Source organism: Streptomyces millisiae, assembly GCF_031845425.1.
Classification (GTDB): domain Bacteria; phylum Actinomycetota; class Actinomycetes; order Streptomycetales; family Streptomycetaceae; genus Streptomyces; species Streptomyces millisiae.
Genome location: NZ_JAVREM010000002.1, coordinates 300,071 through 325,345 on the forward strand (window position 1 = coordinate 300,071; position 25,275 = coordinate 325,345).

The following is a 25,275-nucleotide window of genomic DNA, read 5'->3' on the forward strand; positions in this document are numbered from 1 at the left end:
CCGTGGCGCGGTCAGCGTGCCCGGTGGGCGCGGAACCAGGAGACGGTGCGGGACAGCCCGTCGGCCGCGTCCACCCTCGGCTCCCACTGGAGCTTGCCGCGGGCCAGGGTGATGTCGGGGCAGCGCACCATCGGGTCGTCGGTCGGCCGGTCGATCAGCTGGATCTCCGAGGAGGAGCCGGTCAGCCGGATCACCGTCCGGGCCAGCTCCAACATGGTGATCTCGGTCGGGTTGCCGAGGTTGACCGGCCCGCGCAGGTCGGAGGCGGCCATGGCGAGCACCCCGGCGACCGTGTCGTCCACGTACGTCAGCGAACGCGTCTGGCCGCCGTCGCCGGTGACCGTCAGCGGCTCACCGGCCAGCGCCTGCCGGATGAAGGTGGGCACCGCCCGCCCGTCGTGACCGCGCATCCGGGGCCCGTAGGTGTTGAACAGCCGCACGATCCCGGTGTCGGTACCGTGGGCCTCGGCCTCGGCGACCGTCAGCGCCTCGCCGAAGCGCTTGGCCTCGTCGTACACGCTGCGCGGACCCACCGGGTTGACGTTGCCCCAGTACCGCTCGCTCTGCGGGTGCTCCAGCGGATCCCCGTACACCTCGGAGGTGGAGGCGAGGACGAACCGGGCGCCGTGCCGGCGGGCGAGGGCCAACGCGTTGCGGGTGCCCAGGCTGCCCGTCTCCAGCGTGTGCAGCGGCAGCCGCAGGTAGTCCGCCGGCGACGCCGGGGAGGCGAAGTGCAGCACGAGGTCCACCGGGCGCTCGATCTCGAAGGGCTCGGTGACGTCGGCGCGCAGCATGGTGTAGCCGGGCTGGTCCGGCCGGGGGCGCTCGTCCTCCGGGAGGGCGGTACACAGGTCGTCGACGCAGGTGACCTCCGTGCCCCTGCTGAGCAGCTCGGCGCAGAGATGGGAGCCGAGGAACCCCGCACCGCCGGTGACGACGGCGTGCCGGGGGCTGTCGTGCGAGCCTCGCATGCCCACTCCTTTCCGTGACCGCCCCACAGGTACCCGTGGACAAAAAGGGCAAACAGGGCATTTACGGTTACGCGGCCGGAGCATTAGGGCGGGAGACCGACGGGGAATCGATCCGGCGCCGGATCCGGTGCGGCCGGCCGGAGCGTAGCGTCGCGGGCATGAACGCTTCGCTCGAATCCGATGTCGCTCCGGGGGCCGCCGACCTGGTCGCGGACCTGGATCTGGATTCCTATCTCGACCGCGTCCACTGGTCGGGACCACGGGCGGCCGACGCCCGGACGCTGCGCGCCCTGCACCGGGCGCACGTGACGACGCTGCCGTTCGAGAACCTGGACGCCGTGGTCCTCGGGACCGCGCCGTCCCTGGCGCTGGCCGACATCCAGGACAAGCTGGTCCGCCGTCGGCGGGGCGGCTACTGCTACGAGCACAACACCCTGTTCGCCGCCGTCCTGCGGGCGCTCGGCTTCCGGGTGACCGGCCTCGCCGGCCGGGTGCGGCTCGGCGCCGCCGGGGCGACCAGACCACGCACGCACATGACGCTGCTGGTCGACGTGGTGGGCGAGCCGGAGCCGTTCCTGGCGGACGTCGGGTTCGGGGCCGCCCTGGGCCTGCTGGAGGCGATCCCGCTGGCGCCCGGCCGGGAGACGCTCGTCGGGCGCCGCCGCAACCGGCTGGTGCGCGAGCCGGACCCGGCCGGCCTGGAGGACCGATGGGTGCTCCAGGGATTCGCCGACGGCGAGTGGCGGGACCAGTACGCGTTCAACCGCGAACCGTTCGAACCGGCGGACTACGCCGTGATGAACTGGCACATCGCCACCCACCCGCGGTCGCCGTTCCGCCGCTCCCTGTACCTCCAGCGCACCACCCCCCTGGGCGAACACCGGGAGATCGCCGGCCGCACCCTGACGGTCACCGCCGCGGACGGCTCCGTCGTCGAGCGTCGGGACCTCACCGACGACGCGGAACTCCTCTCCCTGCTGCGGTCCGACTTCGACATCGACCCACCCGCGGGCACCGCCCTCTGAAAGCACGCGGGCCCTCCGAGGGGCCTGAGACACAGAAAAACCCCAGCTCAACTGGGGTTTTTGTGAGTGTCCGAGGGAGGGCTTGAACTCTCCCCTCGGACACTCGTCTTTTGGCCTCTGACCTGCGGAAACGGGGCGGTCAGCGATGCTTCGGACACGGCAGCTGTTGTGCCTGTTACCGGGGCTTCTGCTGGTGTCTGCGACCGCTGTCGTGCGCATGCAGGGCCTGGAACCCTGTGCTAGTCACGGGGGGTGGCGTAGTAGTCCGCCAGCATCTCGGTTGGCCAGGCGGGCTGGTGGACTTCCCCACGCGGGCCCATCTCCTCGAACCAGGGCTTGATGTCCAGCACGGGCGTGCCGTCCACGGCGTCCAAGCCCTCCACGTGGAGGTCGAGGCCGTCGACCTTGAGCAAGCGGCAGCGAGACACCCCAAGCCAGTTGAGCCGGCGCATGTTGCGGTGGGCGAAGATGCCTCCCGCCGGCCAGTCAGGATTGTCCCGTGGGCGCCGCGGTTCGGGGTGGAGATCCGTCGGGTCCGTGAGGTGAAAGCGGAAGACCACTTCGATGTGCGAGAAGTCCTCCAGGCCGACGACGGAGCCGGTGCCGAACCTGGTCGCGTCGATACGGATGATGGCGCGGCTACCGCCCCAGTAGTCGTCGGTCGGCTCGATCCGGCCGCCCACGACGTGGGCGACGGGGACGACGGTGAACTCCTCGGTCATCTGTGGTCTCCAGGTGATCAGGTCCGTGCTTCAGGACGACTGCGCCAGGAACGCGGCGGCTCGGTGGTCGATGTCTCTGACGAGGGGGATGCCCCGGGCACGCACCGGCGACAGTGCGCGTCGCATGTCTGCTGCGGTACGTCGGGCACGAGCGGAGTGGACACCGTCCATGAGGTCGAGGGCACGTGACCACGTTGCACACGCTTCTTCAATGCCCCCTTGTCGCGCCTGCACGGACCCGAGGTACCCCAGGGTCACCGCATGCGTTCGGGTGAAGGAGGACGCCTTCCGGGTGCGGACACTCCGGCGGAACTCCCGCTTCGCCCCTTCGAGATCCCCGGTGTCACGCAGAACACAGGCGGTCTCGTGGGCGAGGCTGGCTTCGCCGAAGAAGAACACCCGGCCCGGCTCGTCATCCCCGGGGGAGGCCGCCGCCAGGTCATCTTCGGCACGCAGCAGCGCGGCTGCGGCAGCCTGGCTCTCACCGGCGGCGGCGAGGGCTCGGGCGTGCACCACGCCGAGCAGGGAACGTTCACGTGGGGATGCCGAGGCGTAGCGGCTCCCCTCCACAGAAGCGGCGGCGAGATCAAGCGCCTCGGCTGGATGCCTCAGCTCGACCGCTTGGTGAGCCATGGCACGTAGTACATGACCGGCCATGGGCGCATCGTCCGCTTCCGCGGCCAGGCTGACCGCTGTCGTGAGGTAGCGCTGAGCGATGGGATGCTCTCCGTTGTCGAAGGCCATCCAGCCCGAGAGATAGGCCAGTTCACTGGCCGCCGAGTACATCCCCCTGCGGACGTCATCGTCCGGGAAGTGGCCGTGGAGGTAGCCGCTGACGTCCGTGGTGAGGTACTGCACCACGGCGCTGCGGGCGTGACCGCCACCGTGCCGCTGGTCGATACGGGAGAACATGGCCACCATCTCGCGCACGGCGTCGAGATCTCCCCGTCCCACCGTGTGTCGGCTTTTCGGCTGGCGGACGGGGCGGTGTGCTCGCTCCATCCACCAGGCGGAGCCCGGGACACCGAGAGTCGCAACCGAGTACGCAGCGGCCGTCAGGATGTGCCTACGCCGAAGATCCAAGTCAACACTCCCCAGCTCATGCAGCGCTGCCAGCGTATCCGCATGCCAATCCAGGGTGTCGCTCAGGGAAGTGGGTGCTAAGCCAACGTCCTTCGGAGAGACCGCTCGTTTCAAGAGCCGAGAGAGGGCTTCGAGCACGTAGGGGACCGCGTCTTCGGCGGGCTGGGAGCCGGCCACCCAGTGTGCGACTGCCGAGCGGTTGGTCCGCAAGGTGATGCCGGCTTCCGCCGCCGCTGCACGAACTGCGGAGGCCAGAGCCTCGTAGGTGACGCCAGCGGACTTCAAGGCTGCCCGCAACAACTCGTTGGATGACTGGCCCCTCGCCCTTGGTCCGTCCATCGAGCCCTCTCTGAAGTCGGGGTGCGTCCAACATAGCGAGTTCGGGCGCTGCACCGCTAAACACCGTAAACAGATCTCCCCCGGCCGGACCCTGGGACTTCGGCACGCCAACTCGTTGACTGGTGAGCAAGCGGCAGGCAGCACTCGCCCACTGCCTAATCGAAGTTTCGTTCTTGGGCCCTGCCCGACACAACGCACGGCAGTACAGCCGGAGGTCTCCATGGCAGTCGTCATCGAGCAAGACACTGACGGGGATGCAACATACGCCTGGCATTTGGTTGCTCGCCCGCAAGATATCGAGCACTGGCGGGGGATAGCGGCCGAGACCGTTGTGAAGCTCGGGGGAGACCAGGTCGCGGTGATGCTGACGCGCTTGGGAGTTTCAGAGTTGCTGTCCAACGTATGCAAGCACGTTGGGGGGAACTGCTGCCTCACCGTGTCCCGAGTCGGAGATCGAGCCGTGATCCAGGTATTCGACCAATCGCCCGTGATGCCGGCGGTACGCAAGCCGAATTGGGACGAGGAGTCGGGGAGAGGACTCTGGCTGCTTCGGGAGATGTGCCCGCAGTTCGGCTGGGAGACGGTGCCGCCTCGCCTGGGCGCGAAGTGCGTCTGGTTCACATGCCCCTTGAGGAACGAGGTGGGGCGGTGAGCTTCCTGGTGACCTGGGCCCAGCTGATTGCGGTCGCCATGTTGGCGACGCTTGTTGTCTTCTCGGCCCTGCTCGCGTTCCTTCTGCGGTTCGTTGCGCACGTCCGAGCGGCCAAGGACAACGGGCGGCCTGCCGAGGGGAGCGGGCGGTGAGTCTCGAAGCGGAGACCGAGTTTCTGCGGCCGGCGCCAGCGCCACCCGAGAACGCCCGGTGGTACCTGGGATGGTGCTGGTTCTTCTGCGGTCACCAGTACACCCAGGTCTTGTGGATCGGCGTCATCAGCACGGCCTCGGGACACGCTCCCCTGTTCGCCTGTGCGCCGTGTCTGGACGTGTTGCACGGCTCAGTCCTGGACTACGCCGAAGCCACCGCCCATCTGCCGAGCGATGAGTACGGGCGGTCGGTCGACTTGTACGTCTCGGCCCGGCAGGGCCGGCCTCCCGCCGTCCAGTTCCGCCGTGGCCGGCACCGTAAGCCGCGCACGCCCCTCGGCCAACGCTTCCTGCGAGCGATCAGCGCCCCGGACGATCGCGCTTCCTTAGACCCCACACCTTCAGCCGCGCTGCCCCCTGACTCAGCTCCCTCACGAGCTGAGTCGCGGAGGGGGGCGGGGTTCCCTCCATCACGTCAACAGTCGCGGACGCGGGCCGCCGACGTGCTGACGGCAGTCAAGTAGGAGAGCGATGCACCACACAGAGATCACGAATCCGCAGCCTCGTAGGGCGGTCGGCTTGGCGCTCATCCGGGATGAGAACGGACAGGTGCTGCTACTGGACAAGATCTACACGGCGGGTCCAGAGCGATACAAGCTCGCTGGTGGCATGGCGCTCGCCGGTGAGGCCACGTCCGTTGCCTGCCAGCGTCACGTGTTGAAGGAGACCGGGCTGAAGCTGGTCCCGAGAGGTGTCCTGGCCGTCCACTACCTGCCCGGTAGCGAGGAGACGGCGGAGGAGTACCACATCGTCTTCGACTGCGGCACGATCCGCTCGGATACCGAACTCATGCTGGCGAGCGAGTTCCGCGGCCACCGATGGGCGGACCCGGGCAGCCTGGGTGACTTCGTCACCCCGCAAGCCCAGTGGTGCATCAGCGTGGCCATGGAGGCGGGCGCCGGAGGTCCCGTCCGATATCTCGTGGGGTCCCCGAAGGTTCCCATCGCCGCCTGATCACCCTCAGGACCCGCCCCCCTGCCGAGGAGCGCACACGGCATGGTTCGCACTCCCTGACGGATGTCGGCCGACCACAAGAAGAAGTGCAAATCCGGTCAAAGCATTCGGGATCTATTGGTGGAGATTGAACGCTCCTACGGATTCATCCATCGCCTTCTCGATGAAGCGGACGTCACCTTCCGCAGCCGGGGAGGGCTATGAGACGGCAGGGAGAGCGCTGACGCTGCCCGTGCAGCCCGGATACGCCGATTCTCCCGGCATGACGGCTTTCGAGGAACAGCGCGACGAAAACAGGCAAGACCCCCGCTTGACAGGGTGGCCGGAGGGCTTTCGGGCTGACTGCCAGCGGGCGAGTAACGCGTCGTCCAGCCGGGCGACGCGAATCCGCAGAAGGGATCAGTACGGTGCCCGAGATCGCGAGTGCTGGTAGGGACGGCTTCATCGACCTCCCGAAAGAACTGGAAGACGACCTGATCGAGATCGGAAGCACGCTTCCGGCCTGGAGCGCGGAGGGCGCCTTCCTGGCAGGCTCCACGGTGGAGTGGTGCCGGGCCAAGCTGAACTCGGCTCCGCGATTCGTTGAAATCAGGGAGCGCCTTCTCTCCCTGCTGAGCGGGGCGGCTGGTGGATACGCCGTGGTGCGCCTGCGGAACATCGCTCAGGTGCTCGGGGTCGGGGACCGATTCTTACGCTTGACAACGGCGCTTCTCGCCGAGGTGGCGATTCCCTTCCAGCCTTTCCAGCGGTGGCCGCTGTGGAAGGAGATCGGGACCAATCTCGACGCCAATCCCGGCCTGTCCACCGGTACGGGGTACAACGCGTTTCACATGGACTTGGTCAACGCGACCCAGCCCCCGGATTACACGACGCTTCTGTGTGTCCGTCCCGACCCGCTCGGTGCCGGCGCGAGCATCCTTTCCGACGCGCGCGCGGCTGTATCGCGCTTGACGCCCTCAAGCCGCGCTCTCTTGGCCGACAAGGCATACAGCTATGGATCGTTCTTCGATCTGTCCGATGTCGGCGAGGAGTACAAGCCGTTCCCAGTCCTGGACGGCGAACCCGCGGACCTCGGATTCGTTCGGTTCACCGCCAAGATGCTCTCCCAGTCCGGACTCGATGAGGCACACGCCCACGCGGCCAGGGAGCTCGCGGACCAGATGGTCGCCGGGCAGGTGTCCTGCACGCTCCAGCGCGGTGACGTCCTGGTCGTGAACCAACACCGAGTGGTTCACGGCCGCGAGCCGCTGGGCGACGGCCAGCGTGACATCGCGCCCGAGGACCGCCGCTTGCTGCTCCAACTGTTCCTGCGCGGTGCAGGCACCACCGGACAGCTCGCCTCGTAGGTTGGTGTGGGCGGTGTCCGGCCGGCTCTCGCGGAGGTTCCTAGATCCGCGAGTTACGCAGCGACTGCCACACGGCGCCGGCCAGCGCCCGCGTCGCCCGGGGAACGGACAGTCCCTCGTGGTCGCGGTACAGCGCCCAGTTGTACGGGACGAGCGACAGCTTGTTGGACGACAGCGATCCCGCCTGGTGGGCCCTGTACACCGCCAGCGGCTCGGGAAGGCCCCGGGCGTCAGCGCCGTCACGCATGATCGACAACCAAAGCGCGTAGTCCTGTCGCTTCTGCATCTCCGGCATCAGCCTCGTGCCGAGGACGGTGCGGTCGTACATGGCGGTCAACGCGCCGATGTGATCCCGGACCAACATAGCGCGGTAGTCGACATGTTCTCGCGCTCGGACCACGCGCCCATTCGGGACGAAATCCGTGCTCTCGCCCTCGTAGTCGGCGTCCATCTTGTAGTAGGAGGTGAACGTCAAAGGCGCCTCACCTGCCGCAGCGAATTCGATCTGCCGCTCGGTCTTCTCCGGGAGCCACATGTCGTCACTGTCGAGAAAGGCGATGTAATCGCCCTTGGCCCGCTCGATAGCGAGGTTGCGTGCCCGGCCCGCACCGCCCCTTTCGGGCGCCGATTCCGGCAGCACGCGTTCGTCCTGCCTGGCGAATTCCATGAGCAGGTCCATGGAGTCGTCGGACGACTTGTCGTCGGTGACCAGAAGCTCCAGATCGCTGTGGGTCTGCGTGAGTACCGACCGGATCGCAGCGCCGAGAGTGACTGCCGAGTTGTACACAGGCATCACAACAGACACCAGGGGCACAGCGCATCTCCTTACCAGGCCAAAGACGAGGGTCCATTCAAGCACTGGAATCGTAGGAGGAGCCGCCATGCATGTTGTCGTCGCCGGCCAGGGCTACGTGGGACTGCCCCTGGCCCTGCGCGCCGCAGAGGTGGGCCACCGTGTCGTCGGCTACGACGTGGACCCGCATCGTGTCGAGCAGATCGCCACTGGCCAGTCGTACGTCGAGGACGTCGCGTCCACGCGGCTCCGGGCAGCGCTGGACTCCGGGGCCTACTCCGTGACCGCCGAAGCCACCGCGCTGGCCGGCTTCGACATCGCGGTGGTCACCGTGCCGACCCCGCTGCGGGACGGCGTGCCCGACCTGAGCTACATCGAATCCTGTGCCCACACGTTGGGCGCGCATCTGTGCCCCGGCGCGACCGTGGTCCTGGAGTCCACGACCTACCCCGGTACCACCGAGGAACTGATGCTGCCGATCTTGGAGAAGGCGTCCGGCCTCACCGCTGGCGCGGACTTCCACATCGGCTACAGCCCCGAGCGCATCGACCCGGGAAACACGACGTGGCCGTTCGACAAGACGCCCAAAGTGGTCTCCGGTATCGATGCCGCGTCGCTCGACGCGGTCATGGACTTCTACGACGGATTGGTGGAGACCACGGTTCCCGTCTCCGGAACAAGAGTGGCCGAGCTGACCAAGCTGATCGAGAACACCTTCCGGCACGTCAACATCGCGCTGGTCAACGAGATAGCGATGCTCGCCAGGCCGCTCGGCGTGAACGTCTGGGAGGCGATCGACGCCGCCGCGACCAAGCCCTTCGGCTACCTGCGGTTCACCCCCGGCCCCGGCGTCGGCGGACACTGCCTGCCCATCGATCCGTCATTCCTGTCGTGGAAGGTGGAACGCGCGGTCGGCGTCCCGTTCCGTTTCGTTGAACTCGCCAACGACGTGAACAACCACATGCCTGACTACGTGGTCCGGCGGCTCACGGAGGCTTTCAACACGCGTCGCATGGCCGTCAGGGGCTCTCGCGTACTGCTGCTCGGCCTGGCCTACAAGGCCGACACCTCCGATGCCCGCGAATCGCCGTCAGCGCGCGTCGCGGAGCTGCTCCTCGATCTCGGCGCCGCGGTGCGCGGCGCGGACCCGCACGTCGTGGACGACATCCGCACGGACGCACGCCTCATCCGAGTAGAGGCGACCGCGGAGGAGATCATGGCGTCCGACGCCGTGGTGCTGCTCACGGACCATGCGGCGTTCGACTACGAGACGATCCTTGAGCACGCGCCGTATGTGCTCGACTGCCGGAACCGGCTGTCCGGCGCGAACGTCGATGTCCTGTAGGTGGGGGCGCTGGACCCCTGCCGGCCACATGCCGGCTGACCGCCGTCCGGGGAGCTTCCGACAGAGGCCGACGACGGCCGTACTCCACGAAGGAACCGGTGAGACACGGACTCGGCCACCTGGGCCACGATCGGGCGTCTCGTCGAATGGCTCGACGCTGACAACCCCAACGGGCCGGACGTCACACGCCTCCTGCGCGTGCTGAAGATCCAGGAAGAGGCCGGTGAGGTCGCTGAGGCCATCCACGGAGCGATGGGCTCGAACCCGCGCAAGGGCGCAAGCCACACGTGGGCCGACGTGGAGACGGAACTCTGCGACGTGATCCTCACCAGCACGGTGTCGCTCGCCATCCTCAGCCCCGACCCGGAGAAGATCTTCGAGCGCCATCTACAGCGCGTGGCTGACCGCTCACTGAACTGAGCCCATCAGGACACCGCCCCTCCGAGGAGCGTCACTCCTGGACCCGCCCGGGCGAGAGCGGCCAGGCCTGGGACAAGGGTGTTCGATCGGCTACGTCTGGTGGCTGCGGCCGACGGCCGGCACCGCCTGGGCCGAGAGATCGTTTGCGTTGCTCACGCGGGCCCTCCGAGGGGCCCGAGACGCAGAAAAACCCCAGCTCAGCTGGGGTTTCTGGTGGTGTCCGAGGGGGGACTTGAACCCCCACGCCCTTAAACGGGCACTAGCACCTCAAGCTAGCGCGTCTGCCATTCCGCCACCCGGACAGGGTGTGTGCGGGCCCCACGGGCCCGGCGACGGGTCAACCATACCAAGGTTCGGAGGGTGCTCTCACCTGGCTTCCGCCCGCCCTCGACGGGCGGCGGGGCCGGGGTCAGCGGCGTGCGGAGCCGGGGAGGGTGGTGGACGAGGAGCCCAGGGCGCGGAGCCAGGACGGGCCGCTCAGCAGTTCGAGGAGCAGCAGGAGGCGGGTGAGCGGCTCCCACTCCGGATCGTCCTCGGCGTCGGCGCACCGCTCGGGCGAGGTGAGCAGCGCCCATACCGCCTTGCCGTGCCGGTCCGGGGTGGTCCAGCCCCAGCTGCGCGCCAGGGACTCCAGCACGTGCAGGCCGCGCCCCGACTCCTGGAGGAAGTCCGGCTCCTTGACCCGCGGCACCTCGCGGCCCGGGTCGAAGACGGCGCACAGCACCGCGCCGTCGCAGTGCACCAGGCTCAGCAGAAACGGTTGCTCGGTGGTGGCGGGCGCCAGCGGGCAGTGGTCCGCCGCCACCGGGCGGCCGTAGCGCACGGCGTTGGTGACCAGCTCCGAGACGATCACCAGGGCGTCGTCCAGGAGCTCACCGAGGCCCCAGCCGTTGAGCGCCGAACGCGTGCTGTCGCGCGCGGACTTGGGGGAGTCCGAGGAGTTCGCCAGCGGGAAGGTGGCGAATCCGGCCGTGTCGGCGCCTCGGGTCCGGGCCTGGGGCGCCGGGTAAGGCGCCGTGGCGGCGAACGGGAGAGCTGTCATGACGACCTCCGGACGATCCGACTTCACCCTGGGCAGTGGCTCCGCAGGGTCCATCCTCACTGAACCGAGCGTGTCCCTGCAAGTACATCCGAAAGAACTGATGCAAGAACGGATGCAAGAACAGATGCAAGAACGCTCGGAGTTGAGGCAGTATTCGGTCAGAAGCCGTCGACCGGCGTCCCCAGGGCGCCCCCCACGCAGGCGCGCAAGCAGAACGTAGGAGTCCACATGCCGCAGTTCGTCAACGGAGTATCGGCCGGCCTGCTCGCGGGCGCGGCCTGGCGGAAGAGCGGACGAAGCAACCCCAACGGCAACTGCGTCGAGATGGCCGGGCTGCCCGGCGGCGACGTCGCCGTGCGCAACTCCCGTGACCCGCAGGGCCCGGCGCTGATCTACACCCACGCCGAGATGACCGCGTTCCTCCAGGGCGCCAAGGACGGGGACTTCGACGACCTCGTCCGCGCCGACTGACCAGGCGTCCGGCTCGGCCGATCCCCGTTGAATCGCCCCGAGTTGCGAGGGGGCGACTGTACGCAGCGATCGAACAGTGCAACACTTGGGCGCGAATTCAACACTCAGGGGACACAGACATGCCGACAGCTCAGCCAAGCCCCACCTCGCCGGTGAGGGATATACTCGCTCACCCGCGCGGCGGGCCCACGGTGCTGCGTATCGTCCTCGGCACCCACCTGCGCCGACTGCGCGAGAGCTGCGGCATCACGCGTGAGGCGGCGGGCGAGGCCATCCGCGGCTCGCACGCCAAGATCAGCCGCCTCGAGCTGGGGCGTGTCGGCTCCAAGGAGCGGGACATCGCCGACCTGCTCACCCTCTACGGCGTGCTCGACGAGGAGCGCCGCGGGCAGTTCCTCGCGCTCGCCCGGCAGGCCAGCACCCCCGGCTGGTGGCAGAAGTACAACGACGTGGTGCCCAGTTGGTTCGAGACGCTGATCGGTCTCGAGGAGGCGGCCTCCGTCATCCGCACCTACGAGGTGCAGTTCGTCCCCGGCCTGCTGCAGACCGCCGAGTACGCGCGGGCCTGCATCCGCCTGGGCAACCCGCGTGCCTCGGAGCGGATGGTCGAGCGTCGGGTCGAGCTGCGCATGGAGCGGCAGAAGCTGCTCTACAAGCCGCACGCTCCCCGGCTGTGGGCCGTGATCGACGAGGCCGCGCTGCGCCGGCCGCTCGGCGGCGTCGAGGCGATGCGCGGCCAGATCAGGCACCTGCGCGAGATGGCCGAACTGCCCAACGTCACGCTGCAGATCGCGCCGTTCAGGATCGGCGGCCTGTCGGCGGCCGGCGGCCCGATCACCGTGCTGCGCTTCCAGGAGCCCGACCTGCCGGACATCGTCTATCTGGAGCAGCTCAACAGCGCGCTCTACCTCGACAAGCGCGAGGACGTCGAGGACTACCTCGCCGTGATGGACAGCCTCTGTGCCACCGCGGAACCGCACGGCAAGACGGGCGACTTCCTCGACGGGCTGCGTTTCCTCGACGGGCTGAAGAACACCCTCTGAACCCCGGGCGCCGCGGCCGGCTCAGGGCCTGCCGGGTCGGGTGTCGAGAGTGGCGTCGAGCCAGCCGAGCAGGTCCGCCCCGACCTCCGCGCGGTTGGTCTCGTTGAGGATCTCGTGCCGTGCCCCCGGGTAGGCGCGCCAGCTCAGCTCCCTGGTCCCGGCGTAGCGGAAGTCCTCGAGCAGTTCGTAGACGAGTGAGAGACCGGCGTGGCAGGGGTCGAGCTCGCCGACGACCACGTGCACGGGCAGGTCGCGCGGCACCCGGGCCTGGTTGCGGGGGTCGTTGATCTTGCGCACCCCGAGCACCCAGTCCAGGGCGAGGCCGGCGCTGAACGGGAAGCCGCAGCGCTCGTCCGCGACATAGGCGTCCACCTCGGCCGGATCACGGGAGAGCCACTCGAAGCCCGTGCGGTGCGGGTAGGGATCGTTGAACCTGGCGAACAGGTCGGACACGAAGGACGAGGGCGCGCCCCGGCCGCCACGCTCGATCTCGGCCCGCAGACCGGCGGCGGCGCTCTCGGTCTCACAGCCGGGCAGCGACCTGAACGTGCCGCACAGCACGAGGCCGGCGAGGCCCGCGCCGTGCTCCTGGGCGTAGTCGCGGGCGAGTTGGGACCCCATGCTGTGCCCGAACAGCACCAGCGGTATGCCCGGCACCCGGGCGCGCGCGGCCTCGCCCACCGCGTGCAGGTCCGCGACCACCGCCCGCCAGCCCGAGGCGCCGGCCACCCCGAGTCCGCCGGTGTGCCGGGCCGTTCCGCCGTGGCCGCGGTTGTCCGAGGCGACGACCGCGTAGCCGTGTGCGGTCAGCAGCCGCGCGAACCGGTCGTAGCGGCCCGCGTGTTCGGCCGCGCCGTGCACCAACTGCACCCAGGCGCGGGGACGCCGGCCGTCCTCGGGCAGCCAGGTGCGGGTGATGATCCGAACGCCGTCGGCCGCGGTGGTGGCACCGGTCTCCATGGCTCGCTCCCGGGGTCCGGAGGGGATCCGCCGTGGCCAGTATGGGACGTCACGGGGTCCGCGCGCAGCCGGCGCGGCGGGGGAGGAGCTCGGGAGGCGATGCCCGGATGGGGTGGTCGTGTGCCCGTTCGGTGACCTTCCGAGCTGGGAGGATCGACAACTCGATCTTGCCGTAAGACGGTTGTCCGTCCAGGATGTGGCGGTCGGCGCGTGTCCCCTACGGAGAGGTGAGGTCAGTGACAGCTCGAGTGACCGTGGTGGGGGAGGCCCTGGTCGATCTCCTGTGGAAGACCGGCGCCCGGGACGTGCACGCGGCGCCGGGCGGCAGCCCGGCCAACGTGGCGGTCGGCCTGCGCCGGCTCGGGCGGCCCACCACCCTGTTGACGGCCTGGGGCGAGGACCCGCCGGGCGAGCTGGTGCGCGCGCACCTCGCGGAGACGGGCCTGACGGTGCGCCGGGTGCCGGCTGACACCGACCGCACCATCGTGGCGCTCGCCTACCTCGGCGTGGACGGCGCGGCCCGCTACGACTTCCTCGCCTCCTGGGACCCGCGCGAACTGCCGGTCCCCGAGGACACCGCGGTGCTGCACACGGGATCGCTGGCCGTGGTGATCGAGCCGGGCGCCTCCCGGGTGCTCGAACTCTGCCGGGAACGGCGGGCGGCCGGGACGACGGTGGCGGCCGACCTCAACGTGCGGCCGGCGGTGCAGCCGGACCGGGACGCCTACCTGGAGGCGGCGCGTCGGCTGGCGGCCTCGGTCGACGTGCTCAAGGCCAGCGACGAGGACCTGGCCTGGCTCTTCCCCGGCACCGGGCCGGCCGACGCCGCCCGCACGCTGCTCGCGGCGGGACCGCGCCTGGTGGTGGTCACGCTGGGTGCGCGCGGCGCGTTGGCGGTCACCTCGGGGCACGAGGTCGGGGTGGCCGCGCCGGCCGTCACGGTGCTGGACACGATCGGTGCCGGGGACACGTTCCAGGCGGCGTTGCTCGACTCGATCGCCGAACGCGGTGCCCCACCCGTCGCGCCCGACGAACTCTCGACCGTGTTGCGGCGTTGCGCCACGGCCGCCGCGATCACCTGCACCAGGATCGGGGCCGACCCGCCCACTCGGGAAGAACTGGGGGCGTTGTGAGTCCCCTGTGGGGGAGATGAGATGGGGTTAACAATTAGGAAACGTTGGCGAGGTTGGGGCCCCGTCGGGACCTGAGGGGAAGTCATGGGGACCGAACCCGACAGTCGCTCAGATGATACGATCGCCGCGCTTGCCAAGCGAGCTGAGGGCGCGTAAGACATACGGCCGTCGGAAAATCAGCCAAGTCATAAGAGGGTCACCCGATGAGCATTATGCCGAGGTACGGGCATAGCATGCCGACCCGTGGGCTGAGAGGGCCTCGTCGCCGTGCCAGGTCGGTTGGCGGGGTGAATCCGCGTCGGGGGACACCGGGTTCAACATCAGGGCACCCTCTTGTCTTAGTACCTGGCGGTCTAGCTAAAAGAGAATCTCATGACGCAATACATGCAGGATCCGGCGCTCTGGGGTCTGATTGCTGGCACTCCCCTTGCTGCAGCCGTTATCTATCGAGGCCGTAAGTCGGCCGCCAAACTCCGCGCGGAAAAGGAAGAACTGGCGGCCCGGCACGCGGAACTCGAAAACACTCTCGCGGAGGCTGTCGAAGAGGCGAGAGTTCGTGCCGAGGACTCGACGAAAACCGCGCTCAAGTCCGCCATGCGGACGCTCCAGGGTCTCGCCAACGAACAGCAGTTGGCGCTTTCCAGGGCGCAGGAGAAATACGGTGACCAGCAGATCCTCCAGGACCTGCTCGAGATCGACCACATGAACTCGCAGTTCGGCCGCCGGGCACAGTCCGTGGCCGTGCTCTGCGACGGCTGGCTCGGTCGGCAGCGCGCCGTCGCGTCGCTCTACGACGTGGCGCGCAGCGCCAAGGGCCGGGTCCGCCACTACACCCGCGTGGAGATCCGCTCGCAGACCAGCTTCGCCGTCGTCAGCCGCGCGGTCGAGCCCGTCGCGCTGGTCCTCGCCGAACTCCTGGACAACGCCACCAGCTACTCGGCGCCCGAGACCACGATCGACATCAACATCCGCACCGTGCCCAAGGGCGTGTGCGTCATCATCGACGACGCCGGTGTGGGCATGAACGAGGAGGAGAAGAGCCGGGCCGCCCGGCTGCTGTCGGGCGAGCACCCGGTCGGCGTGACCGAGCTCGGAAACCCGCCTCAGTTCGGCTTCGCGGTCATCGGCGTGCTTGCCGCCCGCTACGGATTCACCGTCTCAGTCGACTCGGCGTCCCCGTACGGCGGCGTCCGGGCGGTGGTCCTTCTGCCTCAGGAGCTGCTGACCAGCATGCCCGAACCCACCCCTGCCGTGCCCGAGACGGCCGCCAGCGAGCAGCCGCGCCCCGCGCAGGCGACCACCTCCGGTGGCCTGCCCAAGCGTCGCCGGCGCGGGCAGATGGCCATCGTGCCGCAGTCCCGAGGCGAGTCCGAGACCGCTCCCGCCCGCTCGAGCGAGGAGACCGCGTCCATCATGGGCGCCTTCCAGCGTGGCACCCAGTCCGGTCGCAAGGCCGATCCGAGCAGGGAAGGATTTGAGGTTCAGTGAACACCGAACTGTCGTGGATGCTGGAGAGCGCCCTGGAGGTGCCGGGGGCACGCCACGCCATCCTCGTCTCGGCCGACGGTCTGCTGATGGCCCGCTCCAGGGACGTGAACAAGGACGAGGCCGACACCATCGCCGCGGCCATGAGCGGCATGCAGTCCCTCAGCCGCACGGTGGCCGGCTTCAGCGGTGACGCCGGGATGCAGTGGCGCCAGACCGTGGTCGAGTTCGACGGTGGGTGGGTCTTCCTCATCTCCGCCGGCGAGGGCGCCTACCTCGCCGTCTCGGCCTCGCTCCAGGTGGACATGGCGGACATCACGTTCCGCATGCAGCAGCTCGTCGGGCAGCTCGGCAAGGTGCTGACCACCCCGCCCCGTGAGAACTCCGGTATTCAGGCATGACCACACCCCAGGATCCGGAACAAGAAGAGGCCGTCGAAGTCGAGACCTCCGAATTAGTGCGACCGTACGTCATCATCAACGGCCGCGGCTTCGACGACGGCAATCGATTCGACCTGGTCACTCTCGTCACGGCGGCGTCCGACAGCGAGCACCACAGGGTGCAGCTCGATCCGGAGATGCGCGACGTGGTCGAGTTGTGCGACGGCGGGTATCTCTCGGTCGCCGAGATCGCGGGGCACCTCGGGCTGCCCATCGGCATTGTCAAGGTGCTGTTGGTCGACCTGGCGGATCGCGGCTTCGTCATCACACGGGCTCCCATTCCGCCGGCCCAACTTGCCGACATTCAGGTTCTTCAGGAGGTTCTGGATGGACTCCAGGCACGGTTCGGCTGAGGGCGTCCACCTGGCCGAGAAGGTGCAGATCGCGGCGAAGATCCTGGTGGTCGGTCACTTCGCCGTCGGCAAGACGACCTTTATCGGCACACTCTCCGAGATTCCGCCGCTGCGCACCGAGGAGACGATGACGCAGGCCGGCGCGGAGATAGACGATCTGAAGGGCGTGCGGGGCAAGACCACGACCACCGTCGCGATGGACTTCGGGCGTCTGACCCTGAGCGACCGACTTGTCCTCTATCTGTTCGGAACGCCGGGACAGCAGCGCTTCGTTCAGGTCTGGGAAGACATGACCCGCGGTGCCCTCGGCGCCCTGATCCTGGTGGATCCGGAGCGTCTCAGGGACTCCTTCGCCGTCATGGACCTGGTCGAGAAGTACGGCATCTCGTACGCCATCGCGGTCAACCACTTCGACGGCTCCCCGACACACACCGAGGCGGAGCTCAGGGAGGCGCTCGACCTGCTCCCCGAAACCCCGGTTGTCACCTGCGACGCCCGCGACGAGAAGTCGTCGGCCCAGGCACTCGTGGCTCTCGTCCGCTATCTGCAGAGCCACACCCGACAGGAGTAAGAATGGATTCCCCCTCAGGTTTCACGAACCCGCCTCCCGGCTGCCCGGCACACCAGGGCATGAACGGCAGCCAGCCGGAGCCGGTCGAGCGGGTGCCGCTGTACGGGCCCGAGTTCGCGGCCGATCCGCAGCGGTTCTACGAGTACCTGCGCCAGTACGGACCGGCCGCGCCCGTCGAGTTCGCGCCCGGCGTGCCGGTGACCCTGGTCACCGACTACTCGGCCGCGCTCCAGGTGCTCCAGTCCCCCGAGCTGTTCTCCAAGGACGCCCGCAGGTGGCGGGACCTCAACGAGGGCCGCATACCGCACGACAGCCCCGCGGTGCCGATGATGGCCCACCGGCCCAACGCCTTCTTCGCCGACGGAGCCGAGCACCTGCGGCTGCGGCAGGCGATCAGCGACAGCATGGCCAAGCTGGACACCCACCGGCTCAGCCGTCAGGTGGAGCGGATCTCCACCTATCTGATCGAGCAGTTCAGCACCCGGGGTACGGTCGACCTGGTCGACGAGTACGCCAAGCTCGTCTCGCTCCTGGTGATCAACGACGTCTTCGGCTGTCCCGCCCACCTCGGCGACCGGCTCGCTGAGGGCTGGTCGGGGGTCTGGGCGGGCGACGACGCCGAGGCGGCGAGCAAGTTGGTCGGTGAGAGCCTGACCGAACTGGTCGCGTACAAGCGCGCCCAGCCGGGCGAGGACGTCACCTCGTGGATGGTCAGGCACCCGGCGGGGCTGTCCGACGAGGAGATGATCAACCAGCTCTTCACGATGACGGGCGCCGGCGCCGACCCGGTGCGCAACCTGATCGGGAGCGGACTGTTGCTCGTCCTCTCCGACGAGCGGTTCTTCGGCGGCCAGTACGGCGGAGCGCTGCTCGTCGAGGACGCCGTGGACGAGGTCCTGTGGAACAGCCCGCCGATCCCCAACTACGGCGTGCACTACCCGACGCGTGACGTCGAGCTCTTCGGCATGAGGCTGGCGGCGGGCGATCCGGTGGCGGTGAGCTTCGCGGCCGCGAACACCGACCCCTCCCTGTCCGCCTCCCGGCAGATGCTCAGCAAGCGCGCCCACCTCGCCTGGTCCGCCGGGCCGCACGCCTGCCCGGCGAAGGACCCCGCCACCCTGATGGCCATCGGGGCGATGGAACGGCTGCTCAACCTGCTGCCCGACATCGAACTCGCGGTGCCCGTCGAGAACCTGAACTGGCGGCTCGGCCCGTTCCAGCGCGGGCTCGTCGAGCTCCCGGCCAGCTTCACCCCCGTCCGTCTCCGCAGCAGGACGCCCAACCCGAGCCAGGAGAACGTCGCGGCGCGGCAGACCTCGGCACCGGAGCCGGCCCCGGCCAAGGGCGGCTGGTGGAGTTCCTTCCTGGCCCGGTGGCGCTGACCCTTGCTCGTCCGGCCCGTTCCGGCGGGCAGGCGGACGAGCGGGCGACGAGCCGAACCGGCCACTGAGCAGACGGCCTCCGGTCGACCGACGTCGACCGGAGGCCGTCGCGTTCGCCGGGGGCGGCCACCGCCCTCAGGCCGTGTCCTCCAGCCTGAAGCCCACCTTCAGCCCCACCTGGTAGTGGCCGATCGCGCCGTTCTCCACGTGGCCGCGGATCTGCGTCACCTCGAACCAGTCGATGTTGCGCAGCGTCTTGGCGGCCCGGGCGATCCCGTTCCGCACCGCCGCGTCCACGCTCTCCGGCGAGGAACCGACGATCTCGGTCACCCGGTAGATGTGCTCGCTCATGCCGGCCTCCAGGGCATCACGCGGGTGGCGACGCGGGGCCCCGCGTCCCACTGACTCCACCCTGCCCCACCGGGCGGACACCCGCGACACGGCCGGGACCAGCGGTGCTACCCTCGCACCGGGCCGTGACTGGCGCGTCGGGATGGGGTCAACCATCGGGAAGCGGCCCTAGCTGTGCGATGTGGAGCCGTGCGCCTGGGCCGTCGCGACCCATGTCAAGGAGGCCCCCATGACCAACGAGCCAGCAGCCGACTCCACCGTCTCCACCGCCTTCCGCAGCGGCCTCGACGTCGTCCGGTCCGTCGAGCCCAGGATCGCCGACGCCATCGGCGCCGAGATCGAGGACCAGCGCGCGTCCCTCAAGCTGATCGCCAGCGAGAACTACGCCTCGCCCGCCGTGCTCCTCGCCATGGGGAACTGGCTGAGCGACAAGTACGCCGAGGGCACCGTCGGCCGCCGCTTCTACGCCGGCTGCCGCAACGTCGACACCGTGGAGTCCCTCGCGGCCGAGCACGCCCGCGAGCTCTTCGGCGCCCGCCACGCCTACGTCCAGCCGCACTCGGGCATCGACGCCAACCTCGTCGCCTTCTGGGCCGTCCTCGCCCAGCGCGTCGAGAGCCCGGCCCTGGAGCGGGCCGGCGCCCGTCAGGTCAACGACCTCACCGAGGAGGACTGGGCCGCGCTCCGCCGCGACCTCGGCAGCCAGCGGATGCTCGGCATGTCCCTGGACGCCGGCGGCCACCTCACCCACGGCTTCCGCCCCAACATCTCCGGCAAGATGTTCGAACAGCGCAGCTACGGCACCGACCCCGAGACCGGCCTGGTCGACTACGACGCCGTCCGCGCCGCCGCCCGCGAGTTCCGGCCGCTGATCCTCATCGCCGGCTACTCCGCCTACCCGCGGCTGATCAACTTCCGGATCATGCGCGAGATCGCCGACGAGGTCGGCGCGACGCTGATGGTCGACATGGCCCACTTCGCCGGCCTCGTCGCGGGCAAGGTCCTCACCGGCGACTTCGATCCGGTGCCGAACGCCCAGATCGTCACCACCACCACCCACAAGTCGCTGCGCGGCCCCCGCGGCGGCATGGTGCTGTGCGACGACTCGCTCGCCGAGCAGGTCGACCGCGGCTGCCCGATGGTGCTCGGCGGCCCGCTGCCGCACGTCATGGCCGCCAAGGCCGTGGCCCTCGCCGAGGCCAGGCAGCCCGCCTTCCGCGACTACGCCCAGCGCATCGTGGACAACTCGCGTGCCCTCGCCGAGGGCCTGATGCGCCGCGGCGCCCGGCTGGTCACCGGCGGCACCGACAACCACCTCGCCCTGATCGACGTCTCCTCCTACGGCCTCACCGGCCGGCAGGCCGAGGCCGCGCTGCTCGACGCCGGCATCGTCACCAACCGCAACGCGGTGCCCCGCGACCCCAACGGCGCCTGGTACACCTCCGGCATCCGGATCGGCACCCCGGCCCTCACCACCCGCGGCCTCGACACCGCGGGCATGGACGAGGTCGCCGAGCTCATCGACATCGTGCTCTCCCGCACCACCCCCGGCACCACCAAGAGCGGCGGGGCCTCCAAGGCCACCTACCGCCTGGAGGACGGCGTCGCCGAGCAGGTCGCCAAGCGCGCCGCCGACCTGCTCGCCAAGCACCCGCTCTACCCCGGGATCGACCTGAGCTGAGCGTGAGCGCCCTCCGCCTCGTCACCCCGCACACCACGCCGGCCACCGAGGCCGAGGCCAGGGCCGTCCAGGAGCGACTCCGACCGCGGGTCGTCCTGGACGGCTCGGGCCCCGCGCCAGGGGCCCCCGGAACCGTCGTGGTCGGCGTCGACGTCGCCTACGACGACGCACGCGACACCGTCGCGGCCGCCGCCGTGGCGCTCGACGCGGCCACCCTGGCCGAGCTCGGGCACGCCACGGCGGTGGGCCGGGTCGCCTTCCCCTACGTCCCCGGGCTGCTCGCCTTCCGTGAACTGCCCGCCGTGCTCGCCGCGCTCGGCAGGCTGCGCCACGTCCCCGACCTGGTGGTGTGCGACGGCTACGGCCTCGCCCACCCCCGCCGCCTCGGGCTCGCCAGCCACCTGGGAGTGCTCACCGGGCTGCCCACCATCGGCGTCGCCAAGAACCCCTTCACCTTCCGGCACCCCCCGCCGGGACCACGACGCGGCGACGCGGCGCCGCTGCTCGACGGCGACGAGGAGGTCGGTCGCGCGCTGCGCACCAGGGACGGCGTCAAACCGGTCTACGTCTCGCCGGGACACCGCACCACCATCGCCGACGCCTGCGCCCACACCCTGCACCTGACCCGTGGCTACCGGCTCCCCGAGACCACCAGGCGGGCCGACCGGCTCTGCCGCGACGCCCTGCGGGCGGCCGGCGAGCGGGACGGCGAGCGGCACGGCGGTCCCTAGCCGGACGTGGCTCCTCACTCCTTCGAGTGCCGGTCCCGGGCCGCGGCGTCCCGAACAGGCGGGTGGCCACTGCCGGTTGTCGTACGAGGACGCTAGGGTGATCCCCCACCCAGCGGACTCGGGAGGTCACGGTGCGGTACCTCAGGCCGGTGCGCGCCGCGCTGGCGGCGACCACGGCGGTGCTGCTGTTCGGCTGCACCGCCGCGGACGCGGGCGACGGCCCCACGGACGGCGGCGAGGGGGCGACCGCGGGCTCGTCGCCCGCCGCCGAGGCGTCCGGCGAGCCCTCGCCCAGGGTCGCGGAACCGCCGGCCGACCCCGCGGCCGCCCTCGCCCTCGCCAGGGCGGTCGCCGCCACCCCGACCGACCTCGGTGACGGCTTCGTGCCCCAGGACCCGTACGAGTCGGATCCGGCCACCTGGGCGGTGCTCGACGAGGGGTGCGTCTGGCGCCGCGCGGCCCTGCCCGAGGAGGTGCTGGCCAGCCTCTCCCGGTACAGCGAGCACCCGGCGCCGGGCGGCGAGGGCGAGCCGTTACGCGTGATGTCCTCGGTCACCGTGCACCGCAGCACCACGGTGGCGGACGAGCGGATGGCGGCCACCCTCGAAGAGGGCATGCGCTGCCCCGAACAGACGCTCAGGCCAGGCGAGTCGGTCACCGGGCTGCGCTCCGAGGGCGCCCCCTACGGGGTGCGCGGCCAGCTCGCGGCGGACGACATGATCCACGAGGGCGGCCAGTACCACGGCCCGGGGCCCGGCGGCCCCCACCCCTACCTGTGGGGCGTGGCCAGGCTCGGGCCCGTCACCGTGGCGCTCGCCGTCAAGGGCACGGTCGGCTACGACGAGGAGGACGTGGGGACCCTGCTCAACGACGCGATCGAGCTGATGCTGTCCCGGGCGGAGAGCGAGCTGCGGTGAGGGACCTGGAACTCTCCGACCCCCGGCGGATCGGCGGCTACCGGCTGCTGCGGCGGCTGGCCGAGGGGCGCACGGGCGTCGTCTACCTGGCCAGGTCGCTCGGCGGGGCGCCGGGCGCCCTCAAGGTGATCCGCAGGGAGCACGCCAGGGACCCGGAGTTCCGGGCCAGGTTCGAGCGGGACGTGGCCGCCGCGCGGCACGTGTCGGCCCGCTGCCTGGTCGGCGTGTTGGCCGCCGACACCGCGGGCGGCACCATGTGGGCCGCCTACCCCTACGTGCCCGGGCCCACGCTGCCCGAGGTCGTCGCGGCGCACGGCCCGCTGCCGCGCGAGCCGGTGCGGATCATCGGCGCCCTGCTCGCCGAGGCCCTCGACGCCGTCCACCAGGCCGGCCTGGCCCACCAGGACGTGCGCCCGGGCCATGTGCACCTGCTGCCCGACGGTCCCCGGCTCACCGGCTTCGGCGGCACCGGCACGGTCGGCGGCGCCCCCGGGTACCAGTCGCCCGAGCAGGCCCGCGGCGGCCCCGAAGGGCCAGGCCCCGCCACGGACGTCTTCTCGCTCGGCTGCGTGCTGGTCCACGCCGTCACGGGGCGACACCCCTTCGGCACGGGCACCGGTCGCGAGCTGCTGCACCGAGTGGTGCACGAGCCCGCCGACCTGGCCGACGTGCCGCGCAGCCTGCTCGAGGTGATCGAGGCCTGCCTGGCCAAGGACCCGGTGCTGCGGCCCACCGCCGCCGACCTGTACGCCGAGCTGGCGCGGCCGGGCGAGACGGGCGGCCTCGGGCGCACCGGGGCGTGGCTGCCGGCGCCGGTCGCGGCCGAGGTCAACCACCGTTTCCACGCCCGGCTGCCGAGCCCGGGACCCGAGCAGGCCGAGTGGCTCGACCCCGAGCCGCCGCCACCCGTCAGGCCGCCCAGGGCCACTCCGCCGCCGCCCCCACCGCCCGCGCCCGGACCGTCGTCCCGCCGCCGGCTGCTGACCGCCGTCGGCAGCGGGGGCCTGCTGCTGTTCGGCGGCGCGCTGGCCGCCAGGCTGCTGGTGTCGCGCTCCGGCGGCGCCGCGTCGGCCGAGGGCCGCCGGCACCACGCGATCGGCCTGCACGCCGACCTCAGCGGCCCGCACGCCAAGTACGGCAAGGGGCAGCGGAGGGGCGTCACCATGGCCGTCGAGGAGCTGAACCAGCTGGGCGACCTCGACTTCACGGTGAGCCTGCGGGCCCTGGACGACGGCGGCGACCCGGAGCGCGCCGCCGAGGTGGCGCGGGCGCTGATCGACGATCCGGCGGTGCTCGCCGTCGTCGGGCCGACCGGTGACGCCGTCGCGCGGGCGGCCGCCGAGGCGTACGGCGCGGCCGGCGTGCCGCTGCTGGCGCTGTCGGCTGGCAGCTTCGGGTCGCGCGCCGAGGACGACACGCTGCTGCTCGGCCGGCCCGACACGGCCACGGCCGCGCGGGCGGTCCCGCTGGTGCTCGACGCGGAGCTCGGCGCCCGCCGGGTCGGCCTGATCGACGACCGCACGGCCGACGAGTACAGCTGGCTGGTCACCCGGGCGGTCGGCGACGCCGTGGACCGGCGCGCGGTCGAGCTCACCCCCCGGGTGCTGCCCGCCGGCACCCACGACTTCTCCGAGGTCGCCGAGGGCTTCACGGCGGCCGGCCTCGACGCCGTGGTGTACGGCGGCTTCGCGGACGGTGCCGGGCGGCTGGCCAGGGCCCTGGCCGAGGCGGGGTACGAGGGCGCGGTGGTGGCCACCCAGGAGGCGCTCGGCCCCGCCTTCTTCGAGATCGCCGGCGAGGACGCGGCCGGCTGGTACTTCGTCACCACCTATACCGACCCCACGGTCGATCCGGAGGCCAGCGGCTTCGCCACCGTGCACCGCGAGCGGTTCGGCGGCACGGTCGAGCCCTACGCGGTGGAGGGCTACGACGCGGCCCGGATGGTGGTGGACGCCATGCGGGCGCTCTCCCACGACGCGGCGGAGCCGACCCGGGCGTCGCTGCTCGCCCGGCTGCGCGGCGCCGAGTACCACGGCCTCGGGCGGCCGTTGGCCTTCGACGCGGCCGGCGGCTACGCCGGCGACGGGCCGCTGGGCTACCTCTACCGGGCGACCGGGGACGGAGTCCGGTTCCGCGGGCCCGTCGAGCCGCCGGGGGAGTGAGCGCGGCCGGGGGCGGCCGGCCGACCGGCCGACCGCCCCCGGCGAGGGGCCCACGGTGCGGGAGCGTCAGACGCCCGGCACGTCGGTGCCGACCCGCACCCACACCTGCTTGCCGTCCTCGGTCAGCGCGTAGCCGAGCCCGTCGGCCATCTCGCGCAGCAGCCAGAGCCCCCGGCCCTCCTCGGCGGTCCAGTCGGGCAGGGTGATCTTGGGCAGCTCCGAGGAGCGGTCGCTCACCGACACCTGCACGGCGCTCCCGAGCAACGACAGCTCCAGCGTGCAGCGCGGATCGCCCACGTGCCGGGCGACGTTGGACAGCAGCTCGGTGACCCCGTGCAACACGACCTCGGTGACCCGCTGCGGCTGCCCCCACTCCCGCATGGCGAGCGAGGCGAGCCGCCGGAAGTGCGCCAGATCCTCGCGCCTGGCCGTCAGCAACCAGCTGTACGAGAGGCGTTGGATCTCGGCGTCCGGGCTGGTGAGCGTCATGGTCCCTCCGGTGCTCCACGCGTTGTCAGGAGTTGGGTGCGCTGCGTAACTTCTCGCACCCTGCCCCTAACTCCCGGCAGTCCGCAAGGAATTCAGCTGCACGTGTGGAGTTCATATCACTCGGACGGGTGGTGGGGTTGACAACGGCTCAGATCGGTCGCCGGCGGGAGCGCTCCCGCGCCCGGGGATGGCCGAAATCGCG

Annotated in this window: 27 protein-coding genes, 1 tRNA gene and 1 riboswitch; of the genes, 19 read left to right on the top strand and 9 right to left on the bottom strand. The window is 70.5% G+C overall.

Translation table 11 applies throughout. From position 1 onward, the window contains the following. Positions 1 to 11: 11 nt before the first annotated feature. Positions 12 to 971, bottom strand: coding sequence for an NAD-dependent epimerase/dehydratase family protein (locus RNC47_RS03510; RefSeq protein ID WP_311595388.1), 960 nt, complete (start codon positions 969 to 971; stop codon positions 12 to 14). Positions 972 to 1,129: 158 nt separating this feature from the next. Here RNC47_RS03510 and RNC47_RS03515 point away from each other — a divergent pair, with 158 nt between their 5' ends. Next, entirely contained in the window at positions 1,130 to 1,996 is an 867-nt protein-coding gene (locus RNC47_RS03515; protein WP_311595389.1) for an arylamine N-acetyltransferase family protein, read from the top strand. Positions 1,997 to 2,235: 239 nt separating this feature from the next. Here the strand turns inward: RNC47_RS03515 and RNC47_RS03520 are convergent, their stop codons facing one another. Both RNC47_RS03520 and RNC47_RS03525 read right to left on the bottom strand, forming a co-directional pair. Then, on the bottom strand, positions 2,236 to 2,718 hold the full coding sequence (locus RNC47_RS03520; protein WP_311595390.1) for an SAM-dependent methyltransferase: 483 nt from the start codon (positions 2,716 to 2,718) through the stop codon (positions 2,236 to 2,238). A 30-nt stretch (positions 2,719 to 2,748) separates the two neighbouring features. Further along, positions 2,749 to 3,648 carry a Tat pathway signal protein gene (locus tag RNC47_RS03525; protein ID WP_311595391.1) on the bottom strand — a complete coding sequence of 300 codons (900 nt, stop codon included), beginning with the start codon at positions 3,646 to 3,648 and terminating at the stop codon, positions 2,749 to 2,751. Positions 3,649 to 4,788: 1,140 nt separating this feature from the next. Here RNC47_RS03525 and RNC47_RS03530 point away from each other — a divergent pair. The 4 genes from RNC47_RS03530 to RNC47_RS03545 all read left to right on the top strand — a co-directional run bounded on the left by RNC47_RS03530 (position 4,789) and on the right by RNC47_RS03545 (position 7,304). Next, positions 4,789 to 4,944 carry a hypothetical protein gene (locus RNC47_RS03530; protein ID WP_311595392.1) on the top strand — a complete coding sequence of 52 codons (156 nt, stop codon included), beginning with the start codon at positions 4,789 to 4,791 and terminating at the stop codon, positions 4,942 to 4,944. Between the two features lie 531 nt (positions 4,945 to 5,475). Beyond that, positions 5,476 to 5,958: an NUDIX hydrolase gene (locus RNC47_RS03535; RefSeq protein ID WP_311595394.1), complete on the top strand. Its 483-nt coding sequence runs from the start codon at positions 5,476 to 5,478 to the stop codon at positions 5,956 to 5,958. A 63-nt stretch (positions 5,959 to 6,021) separates the two neighbouring features. Further along, positions 6,022 to 6,162 (top strand): helix-turn-helix domain-containing protein, encoded by a 141-nt coding sequence (locus RNC47_RS03540; RefSeq protein ID WP_311595395.1) that lies wholly within the window; start codon positions 6,022 to 6,024, stop codon positions 6,160 to 6,162. A 203-nt stretch (positions 6,163 to 6,365) separates the two neighbouring features. Then, entirely contained in the window at positions 6,366 to 7,304 is a 939-nt protein-coding gene (locus RNC47_RS03545; RefSeq protein ID WP_311595396.1) for a TauD/TfdA family dioxygenase, read from the top strand. Between the two features lie 40 nt (positions 7,305 to 7,344). Here the strand turns inward: RNC47_RS03545 and RNC47_RS03550 are convergent, their stop codons facing one another. Then, the gene (locus RNC47_RS03550; RefSeq protein WP_311595398.1) at positions 7,345 to 8,118 is read right to left on the bottom strand and encodes a glycosyltransferase family 2 protein; all 774 of its coding nucleotides are present in this window, start codon (positions 8,116 to 8,118) and stop codon (positions 7,345 to 7,347) included. A gap of 67 nt (positions 8,119 to 8,185) precedes the next feature. Here RNC47_RS03550 and RNC47_RS03555 point away from each other — a divergent pair, with 67 nt between their 5' ends. Together RNC47_RS03555 and RNC47_RS03560 are read left to right on the top strand one after the other, a co-directional pair. Beyond that, the gene (locus RNC47_RS03555) at positions 8,186 to 9,442 is read left to right on the top strand and encodes a nucleotide sugar dehydrogenase (protein WP_311595399.1); all 1,257 of its coding nucleotides are present in this window, start codon (positions 8,186 to 8,188) and stop codon (positions 9,440 to 9,442) included. A 198-nt stretch (positions 9,443 to 9,640) separates the two neighbouring features. Beyond that, on the top strand, positions 9,641 to 9,862 hold the full coding sequence (locus RNC47_RS03560) for a MazG-like family protein (RefSeq protein ID WP_394814694.1): 222 nt from the start codon (positions 9,641 to 9,643) through the stop codon (positions 9,860 to 9,862). A 214-nt stretch (positions 9,863 to 10,076) separates the two neighbouring features. Here RNC47_RS03560 and RNC47_RS03565 read toward each other — a convergent pair. Then, positions 10,077 to 10,164: transfer RNA gene (locus tag RNC47_RS03565), tRNA-Leu, on the bottom strand. Positions 10,165 to 10,271: 107 nt separating this feature from the next. Continuing rightward, entirely contained in the window at positions 10,272 to 10,904 is a 633-nt protein-coding gene (locus RNC47_RS03570) for an ATP-binding protein (RefSeq protein WP_311595400.1), read from the bottom strand. A 228-nt stretch (positions 10,905 to 11,132) separates the two neighbouring features. On the opposite strand from RNC47_RS03570, the gene RNC47_RS03575 reads away from it, so the two are divergent. Further along, positions 11,133 to 11,375, top strand: a complete 243-nt coding sequence (locus RNC47_RS03575) for a DUF397 domain-containing protein (RefSeq protein ID WP_311595401.1) — start codon at positions 11,133 to 11,135, stop codon at positions 11,373 to 11,375. Between the two features lie 119 nt (positions 11,376 to 11,494). Beyond that, positions 11,495 to 12,418 carry a helix-turn-helix domain-containing protein gene (locus tag RNC47_RS03580; protein WP_311595403.1) on the top strand — a complete coding sequence of 308 codons (924 nt, stop codon included), beginning with the start codon at positions 11,495 to 11,497 and terminating at the stop codon, positions 12,416 to 12,418. A gap of 21 nt (positions 12,419 to 12,439) precedes the next feature. Here the strand turns inward: RNC47_RS03580 and RNC47_RS03585 are convergent, their stop codons facing one another. Next, positions 12,440 to 13,378, bottom strand: a complete 939-nt coding sequence (locus RNC47_RS03585) for an alpha/beta hydrolase (protein ID WP_311595405.1) — start codon at positions 13,376 to 13,378, stop codon at positions 12,440 to 12,442. 236 nt (positions 13,379 to 13,614) lie between these two features. Between RNC47_RS03585 and RNC47_RS03590 the strand changes: the two genes are divergently transcribed. The 6 genes from RNC47_RS03590 to RNC47_RS03615 all read left to right on the top strand — a co-directional run bounded on the left by RNC47_RS03590 (position 13,615) and on the right by RNC47_RS03615 (position 18,742). Further along, positions 13,615 to 14,511: a carbohydrate kinase family protein gene (locus RNC47_RS03590; protein WP_311595406.1), complete on the top strand. Its 897-nt coding sequence runs from the start codon at positions 13,615 to 13,617 to the stop codon at positions 14,509 to 14,511. A 372-nt stretch (positions 14,512 to 14,883) separates the two neighbouring features. Beyond that, positions 14,884 to 15,999 carry an ATP-binding protein gene (locus tag RNC47_RS03595; RefSeq protein WP_311595408.1) on the top strand — a complete coding sequence of 372 codons (1,116 nt, stop codon included), beginning with the start codon at positions 14,884 to 14,886 and terminating at the stop codon, positions 15,997 to 15,999. Continuing rightward, complete coding sequence (locus tag RNC47_RS03600) at positions 15,996 to 16,397, top strand: roadblock/LC7 domain-containing protein (protein ID WP_311595410.1); 402 nt, start codon at positions 15,996 to 15,998, stop codon at positions 16,395 to 16,397. Before RNC47_RS03595 ends, RNC47_RS03600 begins: the two co-directional genes overlap by 4 nt. Then, the gene (locus RNC47_RS03605) at positions 16,394 to 16,789 is read left to right on the top strand and encodes a DUF742 domain-containing protein (protein WP_311595411.1); all 396 of its coding nucleotides are present in this window, start codon (positions 16,394 to 16,396) and stop codon (positions 16,787 to 16,789) included. Before RNC47_RS03600 ends, RNC47_RS03605 begins: the two co-directional genes overlap by 4 nt. Beyond that, a complete protein-coding gene (locus tag RNC47_RS03610) occupies positions 16,764 to 17,360 on the top strand; it encodes a GTP-binding protein (protein ID WP_311595412.1) in 597 nt (198 codons plus the stop codon). The genes RNC47_RS03605 and RNC47_RS03610 overlap by 26 nt, the downstream gene beginning before the upstream one ends. A 2-nt stretch (positions 17,361 to 17,362) precedes the next feature. Beyond that, the gene (locus RNC47_RS03615) at positions 17,363 to 18,742 is read left to right on the top strand and encodes a cytochrome P450 (protein ID WP_311595413.1); all 1,380 of its coding nucleotides are present in this window, start codon (positions 17,363 to 17,365) and stop codon (positions 18,740 to 18,742) included. A gap of 135 nt (positions 18,743 to 18,877) precedes the next feature. Here the strand turns inward: RNC47_RS03615 and RNC47_RS03620 are convergent, their stop codons facing one another. Further along, entirely contained in the window at positions 18,878 to 19,093 is a 216-nt protein-coding gene (locus tag RNC47_RS03620) for a dodecin (protein ID WP_311595414.1), read from the bottom strand. A 115-nt stretch (positions 19,094 to 19,208) separates the two neighbouring features. After that, a riboswitch (ZMP/ZTP riboswitch) is annotated at positions 19,209 to 19,301 on the top strand. Positions 19,302 to 19,322: 21 nt separating this feature from the next. Between RNC47_RS03620 and RNC47_RS03625 the strand changes: the two genes are divergently transcribed. From RNC47_RS03625 to RNC47_RS03640, 4 genes are all read left to right on the top strand, one after another. Next, the gene (locus tag RNC47_RS03625; protein WP_311595415.1) at positions 19,323 to 20,774 is read left to right on the top strand and encodes a glycine hydroxymethyltransferase; all 1,452 of its coding nucleotides are present in this window, start codon (positions 19,323 to 19,325) and stop codon (positions 20,772 to 20,774) included. 2 nt (positions 20,775 to 20,776) lie between these two features. Continuing rightward, positions 20,777 to 21,505, top strand: coding sequence for an endonuclease V (locus tag RNC47_RS03630; protein ID WP_311595417.1), 729 nt, complete (start codon positions 20,777 to 20,779; stop codon positions 21,503 to 21,505). Positions 21,506 to 21,636: 131 nt separating this feature from the next. Continuing rightward, positions 21,637 to 22,422 (top strand): hypothetical protein, encoded by a 786-nt coding sequence (locus tag RNC47_RS03635; RefSeq protein WP_311595418.1) that lies wholly within the window; start codon positions 21,637 to 21,639, stop codon positions 22,420 to 22,422. Next, positions 22,419 to 24,584 (top strand): bifunctional serine/threonine-protein kinase/ABC transporter substrate-binding protein, encoded by a 2,166-nt coding sequence (locus tag RNC47_RS03640; RefSeq protein ID WP_311595419.1) that lies wholly within the window; start codon positions 22,419 to 22,421, stop codon positions 24,582 to 24,584. The genes RNC47_RS03635 and RNC47_RS03640 overlap by 4 nt, the downstream gene beginning before the upstream one ends. Before the next feature lie 66 nt (positions 24,585 to 24,650). On the opposite strand, the gene RNC47_RS03645 is transcribed toward RNC47_RS03640, so the two are convergent. After that, positions 24,651 to 25,073 (bottom strand): ATP-binding protein, encoded by a 423-nt coding sequence (locus RNC47_RS03645; RefSeq protein ID WP_311595421.1) that lies wholly within the window; start codon positions 25,071 to 25,073, stop codon positions 24,651 to 24,653. Positions 25,074 to 25,275 lie beyond the last annotated feature (202 nt).

Coding starts and splice junctions, on each gene's coding strand:
- RNC47_RS03510 (WP_311595388.1), bottom strand. CDS start 971: ATGCGAGGCTCGCACGACAGCCCCCGGCACGCCGTCGTCACCGGCGGT.
- RNC47_RS03515 (WP_311595389.1), top strand. CDS start 1,130: ATGAACGCTTCGCTCGAATCCGATGTCGCTCCGGGGGCCGCCGACCTG.
- RNC47_RS03520 (WP_311595390.1), bottom strand. CDS start 2,718: ATGACCGAGGAGTTCACCGTCGTCCCCGTCGCCCACGTCGTGGGCGGC.
- RNC47_RS03535 (WP_311595394.1), top strand. CDS start 5,476: ATGCACCACACAGAGATCACGAATCCGCAGCCTCGTAGGGCGGTCGGC.
- RNC47_RS03540 (WP_311595395.1), top strand. CDS start 6,022: ATGTCGGCCGACCACAAGAAGAAGTGCAAATCCGGTCAAAGCATTCGG.
- RNC47_RS03555 (WP_311595399.1), top strand. CDS start 8,186: ATGCATGTTGTCGTCGCCGGCCAGGGCTACGTGGGACTGCCCCTGGCC.
- RNC47_RS03570 (WP_311595400.1), bottom strand. CDS start 10,904: ATGACAGCTCTCCCGTTCGCCGCCACGGCGCCTTACCCGGCGCCCCAG.
- RNC47_RS03575 (WP_311595401.1), top strand. CDS start 11,133: ATGCCGCAGTTCGTCAACGGAGTATCGGCCGGCCTGCTCGCGGGCGCG.
- RNC47_RS03580 (WP_311595403.1), top strand. CDS start 11,495: ATGCCGACAGCTCAGCCAAGCCCCACCTCGCCGGTGAGGGATATACTC.
- RNC47_RS03585 (WP_311595405.1), bottom strand. CDS start 13,378: ATGGAGACCGGTGCCACCACCGCGGCCGACGGCGTTCGGATCATCACC.
- RNC47_RS03595 (WP_311595408.1), top strand. CDS start 14,884: ATGACGCAATACATGCAGGATCCGGCGCTCTGGGGTCTGATTGCTGGC.
- RNC47_RS03605 (WP_311595411.1), top strand. CDS start 16,394: ATGACCACACCCCAGGATCCGGAACAAGAAGAGGCCGTCGAAGTCGAG.
- RNC47_RS03610 (WP_311595412.1), top strand. CDS start 16,764: ATGGACTCCAGGCACGGTTCGGCTGAGGGCGTCCACCTGGCCGAGAAG.
- RNC47_RS03615 (WP_311595413.1), top strand. CDS start 17,363: ATGGATTCCCCCTCAGGTTTCACGAACCCGCCTCCCGGCTGCCCGGCA.
- RNC47_RS03620 (WP_311595414.1), bottom strand. CDS start 19,093: ATGAGCGAGCACATCTACCGGGTGACCGAGATCGTCGGTTCCTCGCCG.
- RNC47_RS03625 (WP_311595415.1), top strand. CDS start 19,323: ATGACCAACGAGCCAGCAGCCGACTCCACCGTCTCCACCGCCTTCCGC.
- RNC47_RS03645 (WP_311595421.1), bottom strand. CDS start 25,073: ATGACGCTCACCAGCCCGGACGCCGAGATCCAACGCCTCTCGTACAGC.